This window comes from Natronococcus sp. CG52 (assembly GCF_023913515.1).
GTDB classification, from domain to species: Archaea; Halobacteriota; Halobacteria; order Halobacteriales; family Natrialbaceae; genus Natronococcus; species Natronococcus zhouii.
Genome location: NZ_CP099391.1, coordinates 1,899,100 through 1,922,482 on the forward strand (window position 1 = coordinate 1,899,100; position 23,383 = coordinate 1,922,482).

At 65.0% G+C, this 23,383-nt stretch carries 26 protein-coding genes; 9 read left to right on the forward strand and 17 right to left on the reverse strand.

Features of this window, described 5'->3' with window-relative positions:
• Positions 1-22 precede the first annotated feature (22 nt).
• The 7 genes from NED97_RS09610 to NED97_RS09640 all read right to left on the reverse strand — a co-directional run bounded on the left by NED97_RS09610 (position 23) and on the right by NED97_RS09640 (position 7,885).
• Positions 23-949, reverse strand: a complete 927-nt coding sequence (locus NED97_RS09610; RefSeq protein ID WP_252490472.1) for a DMT family transporter — start codon at positions 947-949, stop codon at positions 23-25.
• Between the two features lie 141 nt (positions 950-1,090).
• The gene (locus NED97_RS09615; protein ID WP_252490473.1) at positions 1,091-1,456 is read right to left on the reverse strand and encodes a DUF7344 domain-containing protein; all 366 of its coding nucleotides are present in this window, start codon (positions 1,454-1,456) and stop codon (positions 1,091-1,093) included.
• Between the two features lie 147 nt (positions 1,457-1,603).
• Positions 1,604-2,929, reverse strand: coding sequence for an ABC transporter ATP-binding protein (locus tag NED97_RS09620; RefSeq protein ID WP_252490474.1), 1,326 nt, complete (start codon positions 2,927-2,929; stop codon positions 1,604-1,606).
• Positions 2,926-4,209 (reverse strand): ABC transporter ATP-binding protein, encoded by a 1,284-nt coding sequence (locus NED97_RS09625; RefSeq protein ID WP_252490475.1) that lies wholly within the window; start codon positions 4,207-4,209, stop codon positions 2,926-2,928. Before NED97_RS09625 ends, NED97_RS09620 begins: the two co-directional genes overlap by 4 nt.
• Positions 4,206-5,201, reverse strand: a complete 996-nt coding sequence (locus NED97_RS09630; protein WP_252490476.1) for an ABC transporter permease — start codon at positions 5,199-5,201, stop codon at positions 4,206-4,208. Before NED97_RS09630 ends, NED97_RS09625 begins: the two co-directional genes overlap by 4 nt.
• On the reverse strand, positions 5,198-6,187 hold the full coding sequence (locus NED97_RS09635; protein ID WP_252490477.1) for an ABC transporter permease: 990 nt from the start codon (positions 6,185-6,187) through the stop codon (positions 5,198-5,200). Before NED97_RS09635 ends, NED97_RS09630 begins: the two co-directional genes overlap by 4 nt.
• An 87-nt stretch (positions 6,188-6,274) precedes the next feature.
• Complete coding sequence (locus NED97_RS09640; RefSeq protein ID WP_252490478.1) at positions 6,275-7,885, reverse strand: ABC transporter substrate-binding protein; 1,611 nt, start codon at positions 7,883-7,885, stop codon at positions 6,275-6,277.
• 161 nt (positions 7,886-8,046) lie between these two features.
• On the opposite strand from NED97_RS09640, the gene NED97_RS09645 reads away from it, so the two are divergent.
• The 3 genes from NED97_RS09645 (at position 8,047) to NED97_RS09655 (ending at position 9,649) form a co-directional block, all read left to right on the forward strand.
• Positions 8,047-8,688 carry a ribonuclease H family protein gene (locus tag NED97_RS09645; RefSeq protein WP_252490479.1) on the forward strand — a complete coding sequence of 214 codons (642 nt, stop codon included), beginning with the start codon at positions 8,047-8,049 and terminating at the stop codon, positions 8,686-8,688.
• A gap of 101 nt (positions 8,689-8,789) precedes the next feature.
• On the forward strand, positions 8,790-9,242 hold the full coding sequence (locus tag NED97_RS09650) for a DUF2240 family protein (protein ID WP_252490480.1): 453 nt from the start codon (positions 8,790-8,792) through the stop codon (positions 9,240-9,242).
• Positions 9,243-9,265: 23 nt separating this feature from the next.
• Entirely contained in the window at positions 9,266-9,649 is a 384-nt protein-coding gene (locus NED97_RS09655; protein WP_252490481.1) for a hypothetical protein, read from the forward strand.
• Between the two features lie 100 nt (positions 9,650-9,749).
• On the opposite strand, the gene NED97_RS09660 is transcribed toward NED97_RS09655, so the two are convergent.
• The 3 genes from NED97_RS09660 to NED97_RS09670 form a co-directional block, all read right to left on the reverse strand.
• Positions 9,750-10,433: an HAD family hydrolase gene (locus tag NED97_RS09660; RefSeq protein WP_252490482.1), complete on the reverse strand. Its 684-nt coding sequence runs from the start codon at positions 10,431-10,433 to the stop codon at positions 9,750-9,752.
• 105 nt (positions 10,434-10,538) lie between these two features.
• On the reverse strand, positions 10,539-11,819 hold the full coding sequence (locus tag NED97_RS09665; RefSeq protein ID WP_252490483.1) for a cation:proton antiporter: 1,281 nt from the start codon (positions 11,817-11,819) through the stop codon (positions 10,539-10,541).
• A gap of 36 nt (positions 11,820-11,855) precedes the next feature.
• The gene (locus tag NED97_RS09670; RefSeq protein WP_252490484.1) at positions 11,856-12,350 is read right to left on the reverse strand and encodes a cation:proton antiporter regulatory subunit; all 495 of its coding nucleotides are present in this window, start codon (positions 12,348-12,350) and stop codon (positions 11,856-11,858) included.
• A 272-nt stretch (positions 12,351-12,622) separates the two neighbouring features.
• Between NED97_RS09670 and NED97_RS09675 the strand changes: the two genes are divergently transcribed.
• Entirely contained in the window at positions 12,623-13,324 is a 702-nt protein-coding gene (locus NED97_RS09675; protein WP_252490485.1) for a phosphatase PAP2 family protein, read from the forward strand.
• Positions 13,325-13,529: 205 nt separating this feature from the next.
• Here the strand turns inward: NED97_RS09675 and NED97_RS09680 are convergent, their stop codons facing one another.
• Positions 13,530-13,898 (reverse strand): methylglyoxal synthase, encoded by a 369-nt coding sequence (locus NED97_RS09680; RefSeq protein WP_252490486.1) that lies wholly within the window; start codon positions 13,896-13,898, stop codon positions 13,530-13,532.
• Between the two features lie 94 nt (positions 13,899-13,992).
• Positions 13,993-14,694, reverse strand: coding sequence for an SDR family NAD(P)-dependent oxidoreductase (locus NED97_RS09685; RefSeq protein ID WP_252490487.1), 702 nt, complete (start codon positions 14,692-14,694; stop codon positions 13,993-13,995).
• A gap of 108 nt (positions 14,695-14,802) precedes the next feature.
• Here NED97_RS09685 and NED97_RS09690 point away from each other — a divergent pair, with 108 nt between their 5' ends.
• Entirely contained in the window at positions 14,803-15,222 is a 420-nt protein-coding gene (locus tag NED97_RS09690) for a VOC family protein (RefSeq protein WP_252490488.1), read from the forward strand.
• Positions 15,223-15,300: 78 nt separating this feature from the next.
• Complete coding sequence (gene pyrF / locus NED97_RS09695; RefSeq protein ID WP_252490489.1) at positions 15,301-16,101, forward strand: orotidine-5'-phosphate decarboxylase; 801 nt, start codon at positions 15,301-15,303, stop codon at positions 16,099-16,101.
• Here pyrF and NED97_RS09700 read toward each other — a convergent pair.
• The 3 genes from NED97_RS09700 to NED97_RS09710 all read right to left on the reverse strand — a co-directional run bounded on the left by NED97_RS09700 (position 16,098) and on the right by NED97_RS09710 (position 17,094).
• A complete protein-coding gene (locus NED97_RS09700) occupies positions 16,098-16,352 on the reverse strand; it encodes a hypothetical protein (protein WP_252490490.1) in 255 nt (84 codons plus the stop codon). The two genes, pyrF and NED97_RS09700, sit on opposite strands and share 4 nt — an antisense overlap.
• A 20-nt stretch (positions 16,353-16,372) precedes the next feature.
• The gene (locus tag NED97_RS09705) at positions 16,373-16,552 is read right to left on the reverse strand and encodes a hypothetical protein (RefSeq protein ID WP_252490491.1); all 180 of its coding nucleotides are present in this window, start codon (positions 16,550-16,552) and stop codon (positions 16,373-16,375) included.
• 128 nt (positions 16,553-16,680) lie between these two features.
• Positions 16,681-17,094 carry a DUF7344 domain-containing protein gene (locus tag NED97_RS09710; RefSeq protein ID WP_252490492.1) on the reverse strand — a complete coding sequence of 138 codons (414 nt, stop codon included), beginning with the start codon at positions 17,092-17,094 and terminating at the stop codon, positions 16,681-16,683.
• Positions 17,095-17,282: 188 nt separating this feature from the next.
• On the opposite strand from NED97_RS09710, the gene NED97_RS09715 reads away from it, so the two are divergent.
• Complete coding sequence (locus NED97_RS09715; RefSeq protein ID WP_252490493.1) at positions 17,283-18,512, forward strand: DUF7504 family protein; 1,230 nt, start codon at positions 17,283-17,285, stop codon at positions 18,510-18,512.
• Between the two features lie 61 nt (positions 18,513-18,573).
• Positions 18,574-20,664 carry a hypothetical protein gene (locus tag NED97_RS09720; protein ID WP_252490494.1) on the forward strand — a complete coding sequence of 697 codons (2,091 nt, stop codon included), beginning with the start codon at positions 18,574-18,576 and terminating at the stop codon, positions 20,662-20,664.
• Positions 20,665-20,686: 22 nt separating this feature from the next.
• Here NED97_RS09720 and NED97_RS23090 read toward each other — a convergent pair whose 3' ends face one another.
• Positions 20,687-20,821 (reverse strand): DUF7503 family protein, encoded by a 135-nt coding sequence (locus NED97_RS23090; protein ID WP_256493421.1) that lies wholly within the window; start codon positions 20,819-20,821, stop codon positions 20,687-20,689.
• A gap of 406 nt (positions 20,822-21,227) precedes the next feature.
• Between NED97_RS23090 and NED97_RS09725 the strand changes: the two genes are divergently transcribed.
• Positions 21,228-22,829 (forward strand): GTPBP1 family GTP-binding protein, encoded by a 1,602-nt coding sequence (locus NED97_RS09725; protein WP_252490495.1) that lies wholly within the window; start codon positions 21,228-21,230, stop codon positions 22,827-22,829.
• 57 nt (positions 22,830-22,886) lie between these two features.
• Here the strand turns inward: NED97_RS09725 and NED97_RS09730 are convergent, their stop codons facing one another.
• A complete protein-coding gene (locus NED97_RS09730) occupies positions 22,887-23,381 on the reverse strand; it encodes a hypothetical protein (protein ID WP_252490496.1) in 495 nt (164 codons plus the stop codon).
• Positions 23,382-23,383 lie beyond the last annotated feature (2 nt).

Here is a 23,383-nt window from a genome sequence, read left to right on the forward strand (position 1 = left end):
CCCCCTCCGTTCTTTACTCGGCTCACTGCCCGGAGCGACGCCGCCTGGCAGCGACGACCTCCTGACGGAGCGCGCGGCGCTTTACGAGAACGAAGCCGACGGCGATCAGCGTGAAACCGGCGACCGTCGTCGCATCGACGACCTCGCCGAGGTAGAGCCAACCGACGGTCGCCGTGAATATCGGGGCGACGTAGGAGACCATGTTGATCTCCACCGCGCCGAGTCGCTCGAGCAGGTCGAAGTAGAGCAGGAAGCCGAACGCGCTCGCGGCCAGCGCCAGGTACGCCAGCGCCCCGATCGCCTCGGGATCGGTCCAGGTTGCCGGCTCGACCGGTTCGGCGAGCGCGAGACTCACGAGGTGCATCAGGAGAGCACCGCCGAGCATCGACCAGGCCTCCATCGTCTCGATCGGGACCGACGCGTCGATGCGCCGCGTGAGGACGCTTCCGAGCGCGAACGCTGCCGCCGCACAGAAGACGAGGAACTTCGCCACGGCGTCCGTCGCGAACAGGTTCGAGGGATCCGGCTGGACGACGACGGCGACGCCGAGCAGCCCGACGAAGACGCCGACGACGCCGATAGCCGAGAGCGCGTCGGACGGAACCAGGGCCCGCGCGAACCCGGCGGTCAACACCGGCGAGAGACTCACCAGCACGGCGGCTGCCGCCGCCGTCGTGTTCTGCTGGCCGACGAACAGGAACACGTGGTAGGCCGCGATCAACAGGACGGCCCCGACGACGACTGTCGCCCACTCGCCCCGTCCCGCGGGTCGCCAGTGATCGACGGCATACATCGCGTACGCGAGCATCGCTACACCCGCTATGTCGTACCGGAGTGCAGCGAACAACACGGGCGGAAAGTGTTCGAGCCCCGCACTGATCGCGACGAACGAACTTCCCCAGACGACTGCGAGAACGAGAAAGAGCGCGGCGTTTCGATATCGGCTCACACTCGCCGTTTGACGAGTGACGTCCTATTCGTTTCGAATCGAAACGAACGCCGATCGAGATGTGAGAGGGAGATGATCGGGATTCGAGGGTCTGGCGCCGGTACCGCGACCCGCGACCGGTGGGGCCGGAATCGAGCGGCTCTAGAGCAGCGGCCGTTCCCGGATTTCGGGCTTCTCTTCGGTCTGTTTGAACTGCTCGAGCAGCGGTCGAATGTCGTCGAACCCTTCCTTGAGCACGACGTCACCGCTTCGCAGGTCGTAGTCGATGATGTCGTAGTCCGCGAGCCGCGGCAGGTGGTTGTGGGCGAGCGAGACGTAGATGCGCTGTCTGTGGTCGGAGCCGAGCGACTCGTCGGTGTCGTCGCGCTCCCACGCGGCGATCCGAGAGACGATCTCCTCGAGGTTTCCGCGCCGGTCCTCCGCGAGCTGGTAGAGCAGATATCGGCGCTTAGACTCGGCTAACAGCGAACATGCGGCCTCCATACGAGAGTGGGTCGTCTGCTTCATACTTGGAGAAAGCCACCGTTTGTAATTACACCTGCTGCCAAAACGAATTGGTTTGTAAATTCTGGCGACGGTCCGCGTTTTTGTCACACCGTCCGTCTCTCCGCAGTTCTCTCGGCGGAGGAGGGTCGAGTCGCCGGTTCCCGAGAGCTACTGCAGCGGTTCCGTCCCTTCGTGCCGGTCGGCCGCCTCGCCGTAGAGGTGACAGGCGGCCGGGTGACCCCCGTTTCCGAGGCCGGGATTCCGTCGCTCACAGACGCTCTCGTACTCCGCGCGCAACTGCGCGGCGGCTTCGTCCCAGTTTCCCTTCGCCAGTTCCGACAGCGCCCGACTGACTATCTCGTCGTGCGCTGCGGGGAGCTCCGCGTCGAGTAGTCGGTCCTGAAGGGCATCGGTAAACGCGGGTACGTCCTCGCCGGGGACGGTACCGTCCTCGAACCCGAACCGGCCCTCGTCGCCCACCGTCTCCAGCGAGATGTCGCGACGCTCGACGCGCTCGCGCAGCGTCATCAGTTCGCGGTAGGTGTCCTGGTCGATCTCGAGGTCTTCGGGCGGGATGACCCTCGGACACCGGGTCCGGAATCGGCAGCCGCTCGGCGGGTCCCGGGGCGAGGGGACGTCGCCGGAGAGCGTCTCCCGATCGCGGTCTCGCTCGCCGGTCGCCGCGCGCGGAACGCTCTCGAGCAGCGCCTGCGTGTAGGGGTGTTTCGGATCGTCGAAGAGTTCCTCGACGGGGGCGATCTCGACGATCTCGCCGAGGTACATCACGGCGACGCGGTCGCAGACGTGGCGGATCACGGAGAGGTCGTGGCTGATCAGCAGGTAGGTGAGATCGAACTCCGCTTGCAGGTCGTCGAGCAGGTTCAACACCTGCGCCTGGACCGAAACGTCGAGCGCCGACGTCGGCTCGTCGAGGACGATAAACTCCGGCTCGAGCGCGAGCGCGCGGGCGATACCGATGCGCTGGCGCTGTCCGCCGGAGAACTCGTGAGGGTAGCGCTCGAGCTGGTCGGCCGAGAGGCCGACGCGCTCGAGGAGGTTCCGAACCCGTTCGCGCCGTTCGCTCTCGGTGCCGATCTCGTGGACATCGAGCGGCTGCTGGACGGTTTCGCCGATCGTCATCCGGGGATCGAGACTCGAGAACGGGTCCTGGAAGACGACCTGCGCTTCCCGCCGGAAGTCGGTGAGTTCGCTCCCGGAGAGATCGTAGACGTTGTTGCCGTCGAATTCGACCCGGCCGTCCGTCGGTTCCTGAAGTCGCAGGACCGTCTCGCCCGTGGTCGACTTGCCACAGCCGGACTCGCCGACCAGGCCGAGGGTCTCTCCCTCCCTGATCTCGAAGCTGACGCCGTCGACCGCTCGAACCGGGACCGGGTCAGCGCCCAGCAGCTGATCCAGGAGCGAGTCCTGCTCCCAGAAGTACTTCTGGAGGTCGTCGACGCGGACGAGCGGCTGCTCCGATCGGTCGGTGCTCACAGTCGACCACCTCCCGAGTCCTCGACGGGCGGCTGCGCTCGCTCGGGCTGGATGTCGTCCTCTGTCTCGTCCGGATCGGCGTGTTTGTCTGCGGCGGCCCGCTCGGACTCGTCGAAGTAGTCCGACGGAAGCGCCCGCTGCTCGCTGTACTCCCGCTCCGCGAGCACACACCGGACTTCGTGATCCTCGCTTCCCGACGCCTCGAACGCCGGCGGATGGTCGAGACAGTCTTCCATGGCCTTCGGACACCGATCGGCGAAGTAACACCGGTCGCCCATCTCCTCGTCGACCAGACTCGGAACGTTACCGGGGATCGGCTGGAGCCTGTCGGCGGCTCCCTCGAGGTCGGGTACCGAGCCGAGCAGTCCTTCCGTATACGGGTGGACGTAGTCGTCGAAAACGTCCGTCAGCGTCCCCCGTTCGACTATTTCACCGGCGTACATCACGCCGACCCTGTCGCACATGCGCGCGATGACCCCCAGGTTGTGCGTGATCAGCAGGATCGTCATTCCGGTTTCCTCCTGGAGTTCGTCGAGGAGGTCGAGCACCTGGGCCTGAATGGTCACGTCGAGCGCCGTCGTCGGCTCGTCGGCGACCAGGACGTCCGGTTCGCCGGCGAGCGCCTGCGCGATCATCGCCCGCTGAAGCATCCCGCCGGAGTACTCGTGGGGGTACTCGTCGGCGCGTTCGACGGGGTCGGGGATTCCGACGAGCTCCAGTAGCTCGATCGCTCGCTCGCGGCTCTCCTCGCTGATGTACTTCTTGGATGGTAACACCGTCGAGAGCATGAGCGAGCCCAGCGAGTACTCGTCGGACTCGGTCCGAGCGCGAGTCGATCGCGGCCGGGCGCTGGCTCGCCGCTGGACCTCGACGGCTTCGGCGAGTTGCTCGCCGACGGTGAGCGTCGGATTGAAGCTGCTCTCCGGGTCCTGAAAGATCATGCTGAACGACGTTCCCCGGAGCGACCGCCTGACGCCTTCGGGAAGCTCGAGCAGGTTCACGAACTCCCCGTCGACTGCGTCTGGATAGTCGTCCGCGACGTCCTCGGCGAAATCGGCGTTCCGGTATCGGATCTCCCCGGCGGTGATCTCCCCCGGCGGTTCGATCAGGTCCATGATCGATCGGGCGGTAACACTCTTGCCGCTGCCGCTTTCGCCGACGATCCCGAAGACCTCTCCCCGTTCGATCGTCAGATCGAAGTCCGAGACCGCGTTTATCTGTCCCTCTTGCGTGAAAAACCGCGTCGAAAGGTCGCGTACCTGAAGTATATTCTCTGTCATCGTCCCTCACCCTCGATGTTCGGATCCAGTGCGTCGCGGAACCAGTCGCCGAGTAGATTGACGCCGATCACCGTCAGGACGATCCCGATCCCCGGGAGCATCGAAACCCACGGCCGAGTCCTGAGAACGTCCTGTCCTCGCTCGATCTCGTACCCCCACGAGAGCGTCGTCCCGGAGAACCCGAGATACGCGAGCGAGGCCTCGAGCAGGATGATGACCGCCACCTGGATCGTCGCGAGGACGATTATCGGCGTCAGACTGTTCGGGAGCACGTGTTTGAGCAGAATCGTCCCGTCGCTCGTTCCGAAGCTCCGAGCCGCCTTGACGTACTCTTCGTTGCGAATCGACAGCGCCTCGCCGCGAGCGACGCGTGCGAACCAGACCCAGGTGACGAGCGCGACGACGATGGTCACCGTTCCGGGGATCGGGATGGATTCGGGCATTCCGTCGGCGAAACCGGCCATCACTATCGGGTCGGGAACCATGACCGGCGACGATCCGAACACGCCGATCAGGGCCAGTGCGAGTACGAGCGCCGGAAACGCGAGCATGGTGTCCGCGATACGCATCAGTCCGTCGTCGACTCGCCCGCCGTAGTATCCCGCGACGAGCCCGACCGGGACACCGATCGCCAGTGCCATACTCGTTCCGAGGATCCCGACGAGCAGCGATACCCGCGCTCCGTAGAGGAACCGCGAGTAGACGTCCTGTCCGACGTTGTTCGTTCCGAGGACGTGCTCGGTGGTCGGCTCGACCGTCATCTCGACGAGATCACCGTCCTCCGGGATCTGCGTCGTGTATTCGTGTCCGAGCGGCGGATACTCCGCTCCCTGTTCGTCGTAGTGTCCCGTCCGCGACGGATCGTGGGTGGCCAGAACCGGCGCGAAGATCGCCATGAAGACGATGGAGACCAACAGCAGCAGTCCGAGTTTCGGGAGCAAACTCTCGGAAAACGTCTGTTTCAGATTCGACTTGACTCGGTCCGAGATCATTCTTCTCTCACCTGCGGATCGAGGGAGGTGTACAGCGCGTCGACGACGATATTGATCGACACGAACGCGATGGCGATGAACACGACGATCCCCTGCATGAGCGGCCAGTCTCGCGCGTCCAGCGCGTCGATGAGGCGGAGCCCGAGTCCCGGCCAGTTGAACACCGTTTCCGTGATGACCGCACCGCCCATCAGGGTCCCCATCTGCAGTCCGAGGACGGTGATTATCGGGATCATCGTGTTCCGCAACACGTGTTTGTACCGGATCAGCACCGACGGTAATCCTTTCGCCCGGCTCGCCGTGACGTAGGGTTTCCCGAGCTCGTCAACCATACCGCTCCGGGTGAGGCGGGTGATAAGCGCGGTGAAGTACGTTCCGAGCGTAATCGCCGGCAGCGTGATGTATTTCAACCAGACGAGCAGATCGTAGACCGAGCCGTACCGAACGAGCGTCACGACGGCCTCGGCGAATCCGACCGGCCGCCGGCCGGTCGGGAAGAGACCGGCCCACACGCCCAGCAGCAAGATCAGCATGAGTCCGAGCCAGAAGTTGGGCGTCGAGATGCCGAGCAGCGAGAACAGCGTCGCCCCGTAGTCTGAGGCCTCGTTCCGCCGCGTCGCCGAGATCACGCCCAGCGGGATCGCGATGACGACCGCGACGATCGTCGCGGCTATCGCGAGTTCGATCGTCGCCGGAACGCGCTCTATCACCATCGCCTCGACTTGCCTGTTGGACCGCCAGGAGTAGCCGAAGTCGCCGACGACCATTCCCTGGATATAGTCGAAGTACTGGACGTAGATCGGCTCGTTCAGCCCCTCCTGTTCGCGGACGTGCTCGATGAGCTCCTGCGTCGCTCCCTCCCCGAGCATCAGTGTCGCCGGATCGCCGGGTGATACCGCTCGGAGCCCGAACATGATCGTGATCACACCCCAGATGACGAACACACCCTGGAGTATCCGCCGTACGAGGAACTTCCCCATCGTCATTGGAATATATTACCCGCCGTCATTGGAACGTGTCGAGTGAATCAAGGGAGAGATAATTACCGTTTCGCTTTACTTAGGTGTCAATAGCTACTGCTCCATTCCCCAGATGTAGACCGTTTCGTCTTCGCGAGGGTCCCACTGGATGTCCTCTCTGACGCCGTAGATACTCTCCTGGGTGTGGAGGAACAGGAACGGCGCCTTCTCTCGGGCCAGTCGGTTGACTTCCTCGAGTTGCTCGCGTCGATCGTCCGGATCCTCGATCTGCTGGCTCTCCAGGATCGCGTCGCTGAGCTCCTCGTCGTCGAACGTCCGGGCCTCGTTGTCGGGGATGGTAAAGAAGCCCTGTACCCCGTAGTCGGTGTCGCCGGTAATGGTACCCCACCCGATCAGGTAGAACGGGATCTCGAATCCGTCGGGATCGACCCCAGCCGAGTTCGCGTCCGAGACGACGCCGAAGTCTTCGATGCTCGCCTCACAGCTGACGTTGTCGAGCTGGTCGATCTGATCGGCGACCGTCTCGCCGACTTGAGCGTCGTTGAGGTACCGACCCTGTGGCACGACTAGTTCGATCTCCGCGCCGCCGTAGCCGCTCTCCTCGACGAGGCTCTCGGCCGTGCCGATATCCTGTTCGTAGGGTTCGATCTCGTCGTTGAAGCCGTTGATTCCGGGCGCAACCGGCTGTCCTCTCGCTTCGCCGTACCCGCTGAGCACCGAATCGACGATCCCCTCGTTGTCGACGGCGTAGTTCATCGCCTGCCGGAACTCCTGGCTGTCGAACGGCTCGACCGTGTTCTTCATCGGGCAGAAGATGTTCCGGAAGCTCGTCACCTCCCTGATCTCGACGTCGTCGGCGTCCTGAACGGTCGCGACGTCCTCCGGCAGGATGTTGATCGTGAGGTCGGTCTCGGCCGTCTCGAGTGCCGCGACTCGACCGCTGGATTCGCCGTCCGCGTTGAACGTCACGCGCTCGAACGGCGGTTCGTCGCCCCAGTAGTCGTCGAACCGCTGGAGGACGATTTCCTCACCGGAGGTGAAGTCGACGACCTCGTACGGCCCCGTTCCGTTGAAGTCCTCAGGGTCAGCGCCGGAGATCGCCTCGTTCTCGGCGTCGTAATTGTCGATCGCCCACTCCATGTTGAGCGCACGTGCGTAGTTACCGAACTCGAACTCCGCAAGGCCCGGCGCCGCACCGTACTGGATCTCGACCGTCGTCTCGTCGAGAGCCTCCGCACCCTCGATCGAGCCGAGTCCGTACGAGCCGATGTCGCTGACGACGCCCATGTCCGGATCGACCGTCCGTTCGATCGTCCACGCAACGTCCTCCGCGGTCAGGTCGTCGCCGTTGTGGAACACCACGTCGTCCCGCAGGTAAAGCTCGGTCGCGCCCTCACCCTCCTGGATTTCCCAGTCCTCGACGACGCGCGCGAAGATTCCCTCGCCGGGTTCGAAATCGAACAACGGCTCGTAGATGTGGTCGTACACGTCGAAGTAGTCCCCGGTAATGTGATCGAGCGGATCGATGGTGTCCGGAAACTGCGACAGCGTGATCGTAATCTCGTTCTCGCCGTCGCCGTCGTCTCCCCCGTCGGGATCGTCTAAACAGCCGGCGATCGCGCCCAGCCCTGTCGTTGCTCCAGCAGCGCCGGTGATTTTCAGCAGCGTCCGCCGATCGATACTGTGTCTGTTGGCACCCTTCATACCACATGGAAAAACAGGCAGGTATTTAATAAGTGTTGATGATCCTACTTTCTCTTCAGCGGTGTCGTTCATTCCAACTAGATCTGCTGTACAAACGCGAGGCTCTCGCACCCTGTGATATCGCCCACAAGCTTAAGTGAGCTACACGACCTACATCGGGTATGGCCGCTCACGGCCGGTCTGCCCTGCGGGACCTGTTCGACGAGTCGCCTACGCCGCACATTGCCCATCCTCCGCGCACCCATCACCGTGACTTCTACGTCGCTACCGACGGGTCGTTCCGCGAGTCGGGCGGTGGCCTAGGCGCCGTCATCGAAACGCGCGACGGCACCCGTGTCGCTCGTATCGCGACCACGGACACGCCGCCGGACAACAACGTTGCCGAGTACCGGGCGCTCCACCTCGGGTTGGACGTACTCGCCGCTCGAGCGCCGCGAGACGCCCGCGTCGGCGTCCTCGTCGACCACGACGCGCTCGCCAGCAACGTCAACAACATCGTCCTCGCGACCGGACACCCGGATCGAAAGCCGCCGCGCCCGGTCTCGGTGCCGGCGGCGACGCGCTATCACTGGCGCGGGATTCAGGCCCGACTCAACGGCTTCGCGGAGATTCGAGCCGCCCGGATCGACAGCGACCAGAACCCCGCACACCCGCTCGCGAACGCCCCGACCCAGTACCAGCACGTAAACCGGGAGGCCGACCGCTGTGTCCTCCCGGAGCCGCCGGAGGCGACGGCGGCGACCGAGTTCCCGCCACCGTCTCGAGCCGACCGCAACGGTGGCGGCGGCCGAGCCTCCGACTGAGCCGCTGACCGCCTCACCGGAGAACGGTCGTCCGGGGGCACGAAGCCCCGCCTCGTTCGGAACCGCCACCGTTTTCTCGTCGCTGGAGAGAGTCGTGTTCGATGAGTCTTCGCGTCGCCGCTGCCGCCCCGTTCATCCAGAACGGGAGTCGTCGGCTGCAGGAAAACGAGTTCGTCGTCGCCCTCTCGCTCGACCGCGACTGGTTCTCCCCCGATCAGGCGAAGCGACTGATCGACGTCGCAGTCCAGGAGGGACTGCTCGAGCACGAGGGCGGCGAACTCGTGGCCGCGTTCGATCCCGCCGAGGTGACGATCCCGGACGAGTTCGTTCCGGAGGAGGACCTCCTGCAGGGACGGTCGGCGTTCGAGCGCGTTCTCGACGCGCTCGTCGCCGAGGGAATGGAGAAACACGACGCCGTCGGCGCGATAAACGCCCTCCAGCAGGAACTCGGAATCACGATCGAGGCCGCGGCGGTCGTCTACGCCCGCCGCGAGGGGATCGACGTCGAGGATCTCGCCCCCGTCGCGCGGTCCGCGCTGATCGAAGAGCGTTAGGGGCCCGCCGACGGACCGAGGGTATGGTCGAGGACCGGACCACCGACGGCCGACGGATCGCCGAACTGCTCGCGTCCGAACTGGACGGCCGCGAGGATGGGGTACTCGCGGGCGTCTCTATTCTCAACGCCGATCGCGACGTCGAACCCTCGGCGAACGGCGCCCGGGCGTACGACATCGTCGTCGACGGCCGGGAGGAACCGTTCGCGCGCGCGTTCGTCCACCCCGATCGATCCCACCTCGAGTTCGAGCGCGGTCAGGACGCCGCGGCGGATGCGGCGTCAGAAGCCGAACTCCGGGTCCGGCCGAAGGCGACGACGCCCCCGAAGACGCTGGTGTTCGTCGAGAGCGGCGCCGAAGTCAAGCGGGCGACGGACGTGATCCAGGCCGTCGTCCGTGCGGAGTAGTTCGCCGTTCGTTGCGATCCGGACGTTGGCACTCCATCGAACCGTTCGAGTGAGACGCTCGTCGCGGTGTCGCACAACGGACCGGGTGAGAAATCAGTTCCTACGAGCCGACGCTGTGGGCCGTCCCGGCGAGTTCGGCGATCACCGACGGGACGGCGGTCGAGACGTCCGCCTGCTCGACGTGGGCGACGGCGCGCGGATCCGGTTCGGGGCCGCCCTCGAGCAGCACCTGAATCGCGGCCATCCCGGCGCCCGTCGCGCCGCGAATATCGGCCTCGACCTCGTCGCCGACGTACACCGCGGCCTCGGGATCGACGTCGAGGGCGTCGGTGATCGCCTCGAACGCGCGAGGATCGGGCTTTCCGGCCTCGAGTTCGCCCGTCACCAGCGCCGCGTCGAAGGCGTCCTCCCACCCGAGCGTCGACAGTTTGTCCCGCTGGGCGCGAACGGGGCCGTTCGTCAGCAGCCCGATCCGATACTCGTCGCCGAGTTCCGCGAGCATCGATTCGACACCGGGTAGCGGCTCGAGGGCCGCCGCGATCTCGTTGCGGTAGGCCGCGGCGACCTCCGCCGGGTCGGCGTCGGTGTCGCGGTCGGCGAGCAACTCCTCGAAGATCGGCTCGCGCGTCTCTCGAGTGAGGTTTCGGCGGTGGGCGTCGAGGTACGCGCTTCGTGAGAGTTCCGGCGCACCGACGGCGTTCGCTGCGTCTTCGAGGATCGTCGCTCGGTCCTGCTGTGGAACTGCGAGCGTGTAATCGAGGTCGAAGACGACCGCCTGTAACATGGTCTTCGGGAGGGAGTCAACGCGCTTGAACCTATTGTTTCAGGATCGGAGGGAACGTGAACGAACGACGGACACGAGGCGGTCGATCCGCGACTCGAGCGGCGTTCAGTCGTCGCTCGGCTGGGGCGTCGGCTCCGCCTCGCTCTCGAGTAGCGGGACGACGGCGTCCTCGATCCGGTCGGCGTACTGCATGAGCGTCGTGCCGAGAATGCTCATGAGCAGCACGTAGCCGACGGCGAAGGCGTAGATCGTTTCGGCCGTCCCCTCGACGAGTCCGGTCCCGGCGCCCGCGAGCGCGATACTCGCGATGATGAGCGAGAACTCGCCGCGCGTCGTCATGCCGAGTCCGACCCGCACGGAGCGGCGCTCGTCGAGGTCGTAGATTCGGCCGCCGAGGTAGCCGCTGACGAGTTTCGTCGGTGTCGTCAGCACCGCGGCGAGCGCGATGAGCCCCAGCACGTCGATGAACAGCGTCGGATCGGTGATCAGGCCGATCCAGAAGAAGAAGATCGCCGCGAACGTGTCGCGAAGCGGCTCGAGCAGGTTCTCGAGTTCGTGCACGTGGTCGGTCGAGGAGAACGCCATCCCGACGAAGAAGGCCGCGACAGCCTCGCTGACGCCGAGTGCGAGCGCGGCCCCCGAGATGAGGATGGTGATGCCGAGCGCGCGAAGCACGACGAACTCGTGGGAGTCGGTCTCGAGGCTGCGCTGGAACCAGGCGGTCCCGACGTAGACGAGCAGGAGCAACACGAGGATAAATCCCATCGCGATGCCGATCTGGCCGGCCGCCTCGCCGATATCGCCGCCGCCGAGGACGAGCGCGGACGCGATCGCCAGGTAGACGGCGATGAAGAGGTCCTCGTAGACGAGCGTGCCGAGCATCGGGTCGGCCTCGTCGTTGGCGATCCAGCCGAGGTCGATCAGCGACTTCGTGATGATCGCGCTCGAGGAGATGTAGACGATCCCGGCGGTGAGAAACGCGGGGAGGAACGACCCGAAGACGGCGTATCCGAGCACCAGGCCGATCCCGAAGTTGACGATCAGGTCGACCGTCCCCGCCTTGCCGATCCGCTCTTTGGCGGCGATCAGCCGGTCGAGGTTGAACTCGAGGCCCAGAAAGAACAACAGGAGGACGATCCCGAGTTCGGCCCCGAGGTAGATGAAATCCGTCTCGAGGAGGGCGAGTTCCGCTCCGTGTGGAACCGTATCCGTGCCGAGCAGTGCCGGAAAGTCGGCCCGGCCGAGGACGTACTCGCCGAGCACCGTCCCGATGAGAATGTAGAACGGGATGACGGATTGGTTGATCTTGTTCGCGATAAGCCCCGCCAGTGCGACGGCCGCGAACAGGATCCCGACGTCGATCAGCGCGGTCGATTCAGCTGCCACTGGCTCTCACCTCCAACTGCCTCATCATCGGTCGAATCAGGCTTCGCTCTCGCCGCTGATCAGCTTCTCGAACTCGAGGCAGTCCTCCTGTTCGCCGACGACCACGACTGTATCACCGGTCTCGATAACGGTGTCCGGCGTCGGCGGGGTGATAACCTCGTCGTCGCGCTGGATCGCGACGACGGAAACGCCGGTCCGCTCGCGAACGTTGGACTCGCCGATCGAAACGCCCGCGAGTTCGGAATTCTCTTCGACGCTGTACCACTCGAGGAACGTTTCGTCGGAGAGCATCGTCTCCACGCGATCGGTCTGAACCGGCTGAAAGTACGCGCCCTCGAGAATCGTACCGACCTTTCGGGCCAGCTGATCCGACAGTTCGAACAGTTTGTCGCTGTCGGCGTCGGGGTCCGGTTTGAGGTAGACCTCTCGCTTGCCGGTGTTGTGGGTCACGATGACGAGCCGTTCGCCGCCGTCGAGTTCGACCTCGAACTTCTTGCCGACGCCCGGGAGGTCGCTCTCGTAGATGGTCATACGAGAACGACGGTTGCCTCGCGTAATAAATTGACGTGACCCGTCGGTTCACCCCTTCTCAGTCGACGGTAGCGCGGCTTCCGGAACCGTGCCGACCGAGATTTCCGCCACGGTCGCCCTCCCCGGTCAGCGCTCGACCGTCGGTCGTCGCCTCGAAGCTGAACTCTGAACCGCGCGCAGACGGCGTCGGTATCGCGGGCGAACCGGGCGGACGACCGCTCAATTCCCAAGCAGTCTTTTGGTCCGGGGGTGAACGACGGTACCACCGTAGCATGAACCGGGATCTCGGCGTCACCGAAGCGATTCGTCGCGCAGTGCCGGAGTGGACCGTCTCCCTCTTCGATGCGATCGCGCTTCTCGGCGACGAGTTCGTCGTCGTGGCCGTCCTGCTCGGGATCGCGGCCGCCGAAGCGGTCCGTTCGGTCCGACGGGACGTCGATCGGCCGCTCTCGAGGCGGACGGGGTTCGTCCTGGGCGTCGTCCTCGGCGGACTGGCGCTGACGCTCCTTCTGAAGACCGCGTTCGGGTTCTCGCGGCCGCCGGAGTCGTTGCAGGCGATTCCGCGGGAGGGCGAGGGATTTCCCAGCGGACACACGATGGCGGCGACGATTCTCTGGGGAGCACTGGCGCTCCGGAGCAGAACGTCCACGCACCGACGACGGCTGCTCGCCGCGGCGCTCCTCGTCGGACTCGTCGGGCTGTCCCGACTCGTCCTCGGGGTCCACTATTTCGTCGACATCGTCGCGTCGGTCGGCTTCGGCGCGGGCTACCTGCTCGCCACCGAAGCGGCGCTCGACGGCGATCCGGAGCGAGCGTTCGCGGTCGCCGTCGCACTCGGCGGACTGTCGCTGATCGTCACCGGCGGGGCGACCGACGGGCTGCTGGCGTTCGCCGGGTGTGTCGGCGGCGCGGCGGGATGGTTGGCGCTGAACCGACCGGCGGTCCGAAACCTGTGGTCCACCCTCGCCCAGTGAGCCGCGCCCGCGTTCGACTCACGGCGACCGCTCCCACCCGACCGCGACGAATCGCGTTCGGGGCTCGAGGAGATCCCGTGGAAGGGTGACGTGCGCGCCGACGGCGTTCGTCGCGGCGTCCGTGAGGATCGCCGCGCGATAGGGAACGAAACGACTGGAAGAGTTCCATCAGGGCAGGTCGTCCGCGCGGTCGTCCGAACGTCGTTCAGTCGGCGAGTCCCTCGATGAGGAACTCCGCGGAGGCGAGGTTCGTCGCCAGCGCCGTGTCGTGGACGTCACAGATCCGCAGGAGTGCGGAGATATCCGGCTCGTGGGGCTGGGCGCGCAGCGGATCGCGAAGGAAGACGATCCCGTCGAGTCTGGCCTCCGCGACCTCGGAGCCGATCATCAGGTCGCCGCCGAGGGGACCGGACTGCTTCCGGTCTATCTCGAGGTCGGTTTCCTCCATCAGTCGCTTCCCCGTCGTGCCGGTCGCGATCAGTTCGTACTCTCGCAACTGTTCCTCGTGGTGCTGTGCGAACTCGATGAGATCCGGCTTCTTCTCGTCGTGGGCGATAAGCGCGACGCGAGTCATATCGAACGATTAGTCGCCGTGAAAATAACACTACTCGTCGGGAGCGACGACTGATCGGAACGGTCCCATCCGTCTACTGCGAGCGGTGTCCCTTTCAGAAGTCCTCGACGTGCGGACGAACGTCGAGTTCGAGCGTCCACGCCGATCGATCCTGGGTCACGAGGTGCCAGTACGAGTCGGCGATCGCGTCCGGATCGAGCAATTCCGTATCGTCGTGGTCGGACGCTCCTCCGCGGCTGCCCGAGGATCCGATCTGCCCGTCGATCACGACGTGGGCGACGTGGATTCCGTCGGGCCCGAGATCTCGGGCCATCGATTCCGCCATCCCGCGAACCGCGAACTTAGCCGAACTGAAGCCGAGTGCGCCGTCTCGGCCGCGAACCGACGAAGTCGCTCCCGTGAAGACGACGGTCCCACCATCCTCGGCGAGCATGTCCTCGACCGCCGCCTGCGAGCACAGCAATCCGCCGTAGGCCGAGACGCGCCACGCCCGTTCGAACTCGTCGGGCGAGAGACCTCGGATTCCCTTCCACGCACCGCCGCTCGCGTGGTTGACGAGGACGTCCACCGTTCCGAACGCGTCGCGAACCGTCCGAAACCCTGCCTCGACCTGTTCGGGGTCGGTGACGTCCGTCGGGACGGCGACTGCGTCCTCACCGAGGTCGTCGGCCAGCTCCTCGAGGTAGTCCGCCGAGCGCGCGAACAGCCCGACTCGACAGTTCTCGTCGACGAACGTGCGTGCGATTGATTCTCCGAGTCCGGGTCCGACGCCGGCGATCACGGCTGTGCGTGCCATAGAGTGAGAGACGGTCGCGTTCCACAAAACGCTGTTCGGCACCCTCCACGTTCGGCGGGCGAGCCGCCGCCGAAGCACTTTTCTCGCGGGCTCGTATCCCCCCATACTATGACGACACTCAGCGCACACCACGTCGGGATCACCGTCAGCGACCTCGAGAAGACGCTCCCGTTCTACCGCGATACCCTCGGCCTCTCGGTCGTCGATCGGTTCGAGGTCGGCGGCGACGCCTTCGCCGACGCCGTCGACGTCGACGGTGCGAGCGCCCGATTCGCCCACCTCGAGGCCGACGGGATCCGGCTGGAGCTCGTGGCGTACGATCCCGGGGCGCCGGCCCGACCGACCCCCGATATCGACGAACCGGGGGCGATCCACGTCGGACTCGCCGTCGCCGACCTCGAGACCGTCTACGAGGAACTCCCCGACGAGGTGCCGACGCTCAGCGAGCCCCGAACGACCGAGAGCGGAACGTCGATTTGCTTCCTGCGTGATCCCGAGGGCAATCTCGTCGAACTGCTCGAGGCGTGAGAACGGTGCGGTGAACCGGGTCGCCGACCGCTCGGCGGGATAGCAATCTTTTCGACCGTTCGGTGGCCACTCGTCGGTATGAACTTCTTCGATCGCCTGCACGACCGGATTCGGACGGTCGACAGCGTCGTCTCGGTGGGGCTCGACCCCGACCCGTCGCGCATCCCTGACCACCTGCAGGACCACGACCTCCCGCGGTGGGCGTTCAACCGTCGGATCATCGACGCGACACACGAACACGCCGCCGTCTTCAAGCCGAACGCGGCCTTCTACGAGGACCCCGACGGCTGGCGAGCCTTAGAGGAGACGATCGCCTACGCGCAAGGGAAGGGCGTTCCCGTCCTGCTCGACGCCAAGCGGGCCGATATCGGCAACACGACGCGCCAGTACGCCCAGCTGCTCGACAGCGCGGACGCGATCACCGTCAACCCCTACATGGGTCGCGACTCGCTGCAGCCGTTCCTGGCCGACGAGGAGTCCGGGATCTTCGTCCTCTGCCGGACCTCGAATCCCGGCGGCGCGGACATCCAAGACCTCGAGCTCGAGACCGGCGAACCCGTCTACGAGCGAGTGGCTGCGCTCGCGGATCTCTGGAACGAAAACGACAACGTCGGTCTCGTCGTCGGTGCGACCAACCCCGACGAACTCGAGGAACTGCGCGAGCAGGTCCCCGATCTCCCCTTCCTCGTGCCGGGTATCGGCGCGCAGGGTGGCGATGCGGAGGCCGCCGTCGAGTACGGACTGTCGGGCGAGGTCGGCCTGATCAACTCCTCGCGAGGTATTATTTTCGCGGGCGAAAACGAGGGCGAGCGGTTCGCGAGTGCCAGCGGCCAGGCGGCCAAACGGCTCAAGAAGCGACTGAACCAGTACCGCGACTAGTCTTCACAGGTCGGCGAGACGACGCGGCCGGCGACCAGTCCGTCGACGATGCGGCCGACGATCTCTACCTCGACCGACTCCCGAGGTGGCCGTTCCTCGAGCAACTCGAGTCCCTCGACGACGGCGACGTCCATCGGACTAGTGTCGTGAGGATGGGTTGCCACGAGGGTTTCGTCTCGCTGCTCGAGTTCGAGGCAGAACGTCTCACCGATCGCGAGCGACTCACTCAGCAGGTTTCGAATCGACGTCATTGGGGATCGTGACTCACGCGTCAGAACCGGTGGATGTCGACGTCTTCGGATTGTTCGTCGGGCTGTGCCTGCGTGGCGCAGTCGGCACAGAGGCCCGCGTCCGGCTCGTAGTGTACCTCACACGCGAGCGTTCCACAGTTGGGACACCGCTCTTGTGCCTGCCGCGATTCGCAGATCTGGCAGAGGCCACTGATGCTCATACCAGTCCGTACGGGCTCGAGGGGCTTGAAAGGGGGCCCGGCAGCGCCGGGGTCTTCGTTTCGACTCCCGCAGGTCGGTGGAGGACGAAACGATGGTGCGAAGTGAATCGGTTCCCGTCGACCGAAGGCTACTCGGCGTCCGTCTCGAGATCGTGACAGCACTCGAGAACCTGCTCGAGGTCGGCGGTCGGTGACGTCCACCTGACTGTGCCGCTCCGACTGTCGTACTCGACCAGTTGCCGATCGGCCAGTTTCGGCAGCTGATTGTGATAGAGGTCGATCAGCACCGGTTCCCGCTCGTCGGCCGTGATCTGCTCGACCGGCAGGTCAGCCTCGCGAGCGGCGATCGTCGTCGCCAGCGACTCGACGTCCGCGATCTCGTTTTCGGAGAGGTAGTACAGGACGTCGCGGCGCCGCTGATGACCGAGAAGCGAGAGCAGTTCGTCGACTGACGACCGTTGATCGTCGACAGCAGGCGCGTCGAGTCGAAACTCGCCCGGCGCTGACTGGCCGTCGGACTTCTCGGAACGATAATCAACCATATATCTGTTGAGTATCGACCGACGCTAATAAATTTGCTAGAGAAGTGTTCCGCCAGAGCGTAGGAAACAAACACAAAATCAGATGTAATACATACTATTCTTTTGATAGTAATTCGCGTTAGTTTCACGCTTTTTTCGACTAGGATATCCGCGACCTTTTCGTGGGGCTCGCTCGTACTCCGCTGCAGATGACGAACGATTGCTCTCGGACGCGAGACGGATCTCGGGGTGGTAGCGAAGGTTCTACAGCTACCGAGATCTCGACTCGTCCGAGTGTCGCAATCGTCGAGCAGATCGCGGACGAAGCCGGAATCTCGCCGCTCGGGTTGCGGCCGCTGAACGACACGATCGATGCGGACGCTCTGGACCAACTGCTCGATGACGCGGACGAGACAGCGAACGACGCGTGGCCGACCGTCGTCTTTACGTACGCGAACCACCGCGTTTGCGTGACCGCCGACGGCCAGATAACGCTCTCGAGTCCCAGCGCTACCGACATCTCGGTCGTCGACGAGTGGACTCACGTTTCGATCGTCGAGACGTCAGACGAAGCAGACGTCGCGACGCGCGCCGTGTCGGCAGTCGCCGAGCACTCCGGACGGGACCTCGCGAAGGTTCGGTCGGCGATCGGGAACGTCGTCGACATCGACGCGATAGCTCGACTCGGAGAGGAGCGCGGAAACGGGGCGTCGCGATCCGGGGCCACCGTGTTGTTTTCGGTACTCGGTTACGACGTCGTCGTCGAGTCCAACGGAACGATCGCCGTCGGATCCACGCTCAAACGGCTGAAACAGACCGGAGGGAACGTGTTGATCGCCGGCGCCGTCCCCGATGCGCTCACCGACGTCGCCAGCGCCAATCTGCTCGGCGACCCCGAGCGCGGCCGCCGGCACGTTTTCGCGTTACTCGATCGCGACGGCACCGTCGTTCCCGCCCGTCTGGGTTCGACGGACGCGACGGCCGCGCGCGTCGTCGACTACACGGCGGCGTCGCGTTCCGCGGCGAGCGCACAGCCGACCGTCGACGGCGGCCCCGCTGTCACCGACGAGCCGACCGATCTCGACGAGCTCGGGACGGCGATCGAGACGGAAATCAGGGCGCTCGTAGCGGGAACGGCCCTCTGTGAACCGGGAGAGCTCCGCCTCTGCGTCGACTCGCTGCGGCCGGTGCTGGACCAGCGCGACGCGGAGGAAGCCGTCGCGTTCCTCGAACCGATCTGCGAATCGGTTCGAGGCGTATCGGGGCTCGCACACTACGTGCTGCCGGTCGACCGGGACGAGCCGGTCGTACGGACGCTCGAGTCGCTGTTCGACGCGACGATCGAACTTCGAGTGACCGAGTCGGGTCCCGAGCAGCGGTGGCACCTTCACGAGAGCCACTACACGACCGACTGGTTCCCCCTCGCCCCCGTCCAGTGAAATCCCGAACGCCCACTCGAGGACGTGTCGCTCGCGATCGAAACCCGATCGCCACTCAACGATGAGCCTGAATCCGACGTTTCAACCGGTTGATGACAGACCCGGACTGACCGTCATCGACCCCGTCGAAAACAAGCAGTATCCGTTCCAGACTCCCGATTCCGTTTCGCTGTATTCGACTGACGACGAGGGGTTCTACTTCCCGGTCGACGCCGCCGTCTCGTTTACCACGACCAAGCTGGTGTTGCCCTACGTCGTTCCGATCTACGTTCGGGATCCGGCGGGTGAGATGCTCCTCGAGGCCGAACACTACGCCTACGAGACGCTGCCCGAGGGGGAGTACATCCTCGAGTTGATGGCGCCGATCAAACTCTACGTTCGCGTTCGAAGCGAGGTGACGATCGCGTCCTCCGACGATCGCCTCTCGTTCGACTTCGGCGGACCGACGTCCGTTCGACTGGGTGCACGCTCGCGTCACAAGCGTCCCGCGGCGACGGTCGGGACGACGGCCGACCCCGCCGACCTGGCACGCGCCGTCTCCACCTTCGGCTCCGCGCTGAAGACGACCCGCTGCGATCGGTCGCTCCCCTCGTTCCGGGGCCATCCACCGCGGCTCGTGCTCGAGGACGAACTCCGGATTCCGGAGGGGCTCGAGCCGCCGGATACCGGGATCACTATCGTCGTGCCGCCGGAGCGGACGGCGATCTACGCCGTCAGTTCGCTCGCCTACTATCTCGGCGCGACGGTCGAAACGGGGTCGCGTCCCCGGATCGAAACAGATCGCGGATTCGAGTTCTCGCTCGCTCGCTCGGATGAGCCGTTCGACCGGACGGTCCAGCGGGTTCTCGAACGCGTGTTCTTCTTCGACTGCGTGACTCGGACGGAGGGATTTTACCGGGTCGACCTCCACGAGCGCCGTCGCCTCGAGGAGCGCGTCGATCTCTCGTTCGACGAGTTGTACGAGGCGCCGCTGGCCGATCGGCTGGCCACCGTTCTTTCGGTGCCGTTCGAGACCGTCGCGGATCTCGTCCCGCAGTGGCACCTCGTCACGCACGCGACGGCGGCGGCGGAGAACGCGGCGACGCTTCCGTTTCTCGTAAACGAACTCTCCGTCGTCCGGACCGCCCCGGACGACGGGGAACGAGACGCTCCCTCGTCGGCGCGACCACCCGCCATCGAAGAGTTCACGCGCTCGAGCACCCGATCGACGGAGGGCAATTCCGACTCCTCCTCGATCGACTCCTACGTCTCACCGCCCGACGTCGACGCCTTCGAACAGGCGTGGCTGGGCGACGGCGTTCCGGTCGGAGCGAACAAACTCTCGCGAACCGCGTTCGAGAACGGACTCGATCGATCGACGTCCAGCGACGGTGTCGAGGTTACGATCGTTTGTAACGATCCGGAGATGGCCGCCGAACTCGAGGCGGGCGACGACGGTCTCTACGGGAAGCGCGAGGAACTCCCCTTCGACGTCACCGTTCACCGAAACGTCTCCGGCGACGAACTGCGTCGGCTGTTCGCCGAAGACGTCGACTTCCTCCACTACGTGGGCCACGTCAGGGACGGCGCCTTCGTCTGTTCCGACGGGATGCTCGACGCCGGAGCGCTCCCGGATATCGGCGTCGAGGCGTTTCTGATCAACGGCTGTCGGTCGTACGATATCGGAACTCGACTGATCGAGGAAGGAGGTGTCGGCGGAATCGTCACGCTCAGCGAGGTCGGTAACCAGGATGCGATCGCAGTCGGCCGGTTCATCGCGAAACTTCTGAACAACGGGTTTACACTCCGGTCCGCGGTCTCCTTGGCGCGTTCTCACCGCTTCGTCGGCAACCAGTACATCGTCGTCGGCGACGGCGGCGTCGCGGTCGGACAGGCCGGAAGCGGCGTTCCGAACAGTTGTCGTCTCGAACGAATCGACGGCGACGACGCGTACCGGCTCCAACTGCAGTTGTATCACGTCGACAGCGGTGTCGGTGCGCAGTACATCCCCTACCTCGATGGCGTAGACTGTCACTTCCTCGCAGGAAACGAACTTCCGCCGATACGGGTTTCCGGCGAGTCGCTGGCGCGCTTCCTGCGGCTAGCGCAAGTACCGGTCGAGTACGACGAAGAATTTTGTTGGTCGACTGACGATCGGTTCGCTACGCTGTAACGACGCCGTTCAGATTCGGACGTTACCACGTGCCGCCGCCGTTCCCGGCAGCGACGGTGCCGGCCTGCGACAGCAGGAGGCAGGCGGCGAACAGGACGCCCATCAGTCGGGGATGCTCTGCGAAGAACGCTTGTAGTCGGCCATTACTGGATGACATTACACCATTACCTTCGCCGGCGCTCGTAATATAATTTTCCTAAAACATTGTTTACGTAATTAGTAATTTCTTACCAGATTCCTTCAAAAATAATATTATTATGTTCGGTTTGTATTACCTAATTACCGAGACAGAACGAGAGATTACCGAACGAGAACGAGAGCGATAGTGCAGCTCTCGGGACGTAAGACGCGCTTTCGGGAGTAATATCGGATTTAGGCCGGAATTTGTCGGGAAGCGAGCGAGACTCCCGCTCGAACCGGCCGCTACAGTGGCCGAAACTGGCTCTGACCGCGAACTAGCTTCGTTCGTGAGACGATTTCCGACCGAGTTGTTCCGCCTGTGTGCTGTGCTAACTTCTCACTCGGGCGGGAAGTTTTTATCAGTTCGCCTGCTACCCGCACCCATGACCCGTGACCGGGCCCTCCTCGACCGGGCCCTGGAACGTGGCGAACAGGACGGGGGTAGCATCGAGTTCAAGGAACGACTGCTCCGGGACGTCCACCTCGAGGGGGGACGCAGGGAGAGTCTGGCCGCTCAACTCCGACACCGAATGCTCTCGGGCGACGGCGAGGCGACGTACGTCGTCGGCGTCACCGACGATGGCGGCCTCGCCGGCATCGACCCCGACACGTTCTCCGAATCGATGGACGTTCTCTCGCTGCTCGCGGAGGAAGCCGACGCCCACATCGACGACGTCCAGACGTGGGGTCTCGAGGGCGGGATCGTCGGCGTCGCACGGATCTGCGACGGGGCGATCCTCGAGACCGACGACGAACACCTCGTCGTCGGAACGGCAGGCCACGTCGACCACGGAAAGAGCACGCTCGTCGGTTCGCTCGTCACCGGAACGGCCGACGACGGCGACGGCGCGACGCGCGCGTACCTCGACGTCCAACCCCACGAGGTCGAGCGCGGACTGTCGGCGGACCTCTCGTACGCCGTCTACGGCTTCGACGACGGCGGGCCGGTCCGCGTGCGCAACCCGAACCGGAAAGCCGACCGCGCCGAGGTCGTCGAGGAGGCGGACCGACTCGTTTCGTTCGTCGACACCGTCGGCCACGAGCCGTGGCTCCGCACGACGATCCGCGGACTCGTCGGCCAGAAACTCGACTACGGACTGCTCGTCGTCGCCGCCGACGACGGTCCGACGCGAACGACGCGGGAACACCTCGGCGTCCTGCTGGCGACCGACCTCCCGACGATCGTCGCGATCACGAAAACCGACGCGGTCAGCGAGGAACGGGTCGAGGAGGTCGAACGCGAGGTCGAGCGACTCCTCCGCGACGTCGACAAATCACCGCTACGGGTCGCCCGTCACGGCGTCGACGCCGCCGTCGAGGAGATCAACGAGCGCGTCGTCCCGATCGTCGCGACCAGTGCGATCACGATGGACGGTCTCGAGACGCTCGACGAACTGTTCGATCGCCTGCCGAAGACCTCCCAGGACACCGGCGAGTTCCGAATGTACGTCGACCGAAGCTACTCCGTGACCGGCGTCGGGGCGGTGGCCTCGGGCACCGTAATGGCGGGCGAAGTCGAGGCCGGCGACGAACTCCTGATCGGCCCGATGCCCGACGGCCGGTTCCAGCAGGTCGAGGTTCGCTCGATCGAGATGCACTACCACCGAGTCGACAGGGCCCGGGCCGGCCGGATCGTCGGGATCGCGCTCAAGGGTATCAAGGAGAGCGCCATCGAGCGCGGCATGGTCTTGCTCCCACGGGACGCCGATCCCGACCCCGTCCAGGAGTTCGAGGCCGAGGTCATGGTGCTCAACCACCCGACTCGCATCGGCGACGGCTACGAACCGGTCGTCCACCTCGAGACGATCGGCGAGGCCGCGGCCTTCTCCCCCGAGAACGGCCGCCTCCTGCCCGGCGACACGGGGAAGACTACCGTCCGGTTCAAGTTCCGTCCGTACCTCGTCGAGGAGGGTCAGAAGTTCGTCTTCCGCGAGGGCCGAAGCAAGGGTGTCGGAACCGTAACCGACGTCCGCCCAGCCCAGTAATCGTCGTCACGCCGTCCCATTGTCCCGTTTTCCGGAACGGACCGGCGGGATCAGTTATCAGTCCTGTTTCCGCCGGTATCCGTTCTCCGTTCGTTCCGCCAGCCCGGGTAACACCGCCCACTCGAGGAGTCGCTCGATACGTGCTTCTCGACGCTTCTCGAGTCGGCTCGAGCGTTCGTGACGCGCGTTGTGAGAACTCGTCTCCGAGAGATGTGTCACGGTCGCCTTCGTGGTGAGAGGGTCGTCCGCTGCCTCGAGTCGAGCGAGCAACTCGTCGGCGCGGTAAACCCGGTCGCGAAACGCCCGCCGAAGGCTCTCGAGATCGAAATCGCGTCGGATCCGAGCGAAACCCGACGTGCTCACGGTCGCGAGTTCGAGCGCGCGAAGGAAGGTCAGCCACGCGGCAGCCGCGCCACGCGATTCGATCTCGGTTCGATCCACGAGTCGGGCACAGCAGTCGTCCGCGTCCTCCGGATCGCGCGGCACGGCTCGCCGGACGGTCTCGAGGGACTCGAGCGAGTCGGGCGCCGGGGGAACGGGTTTGAACTGCACGC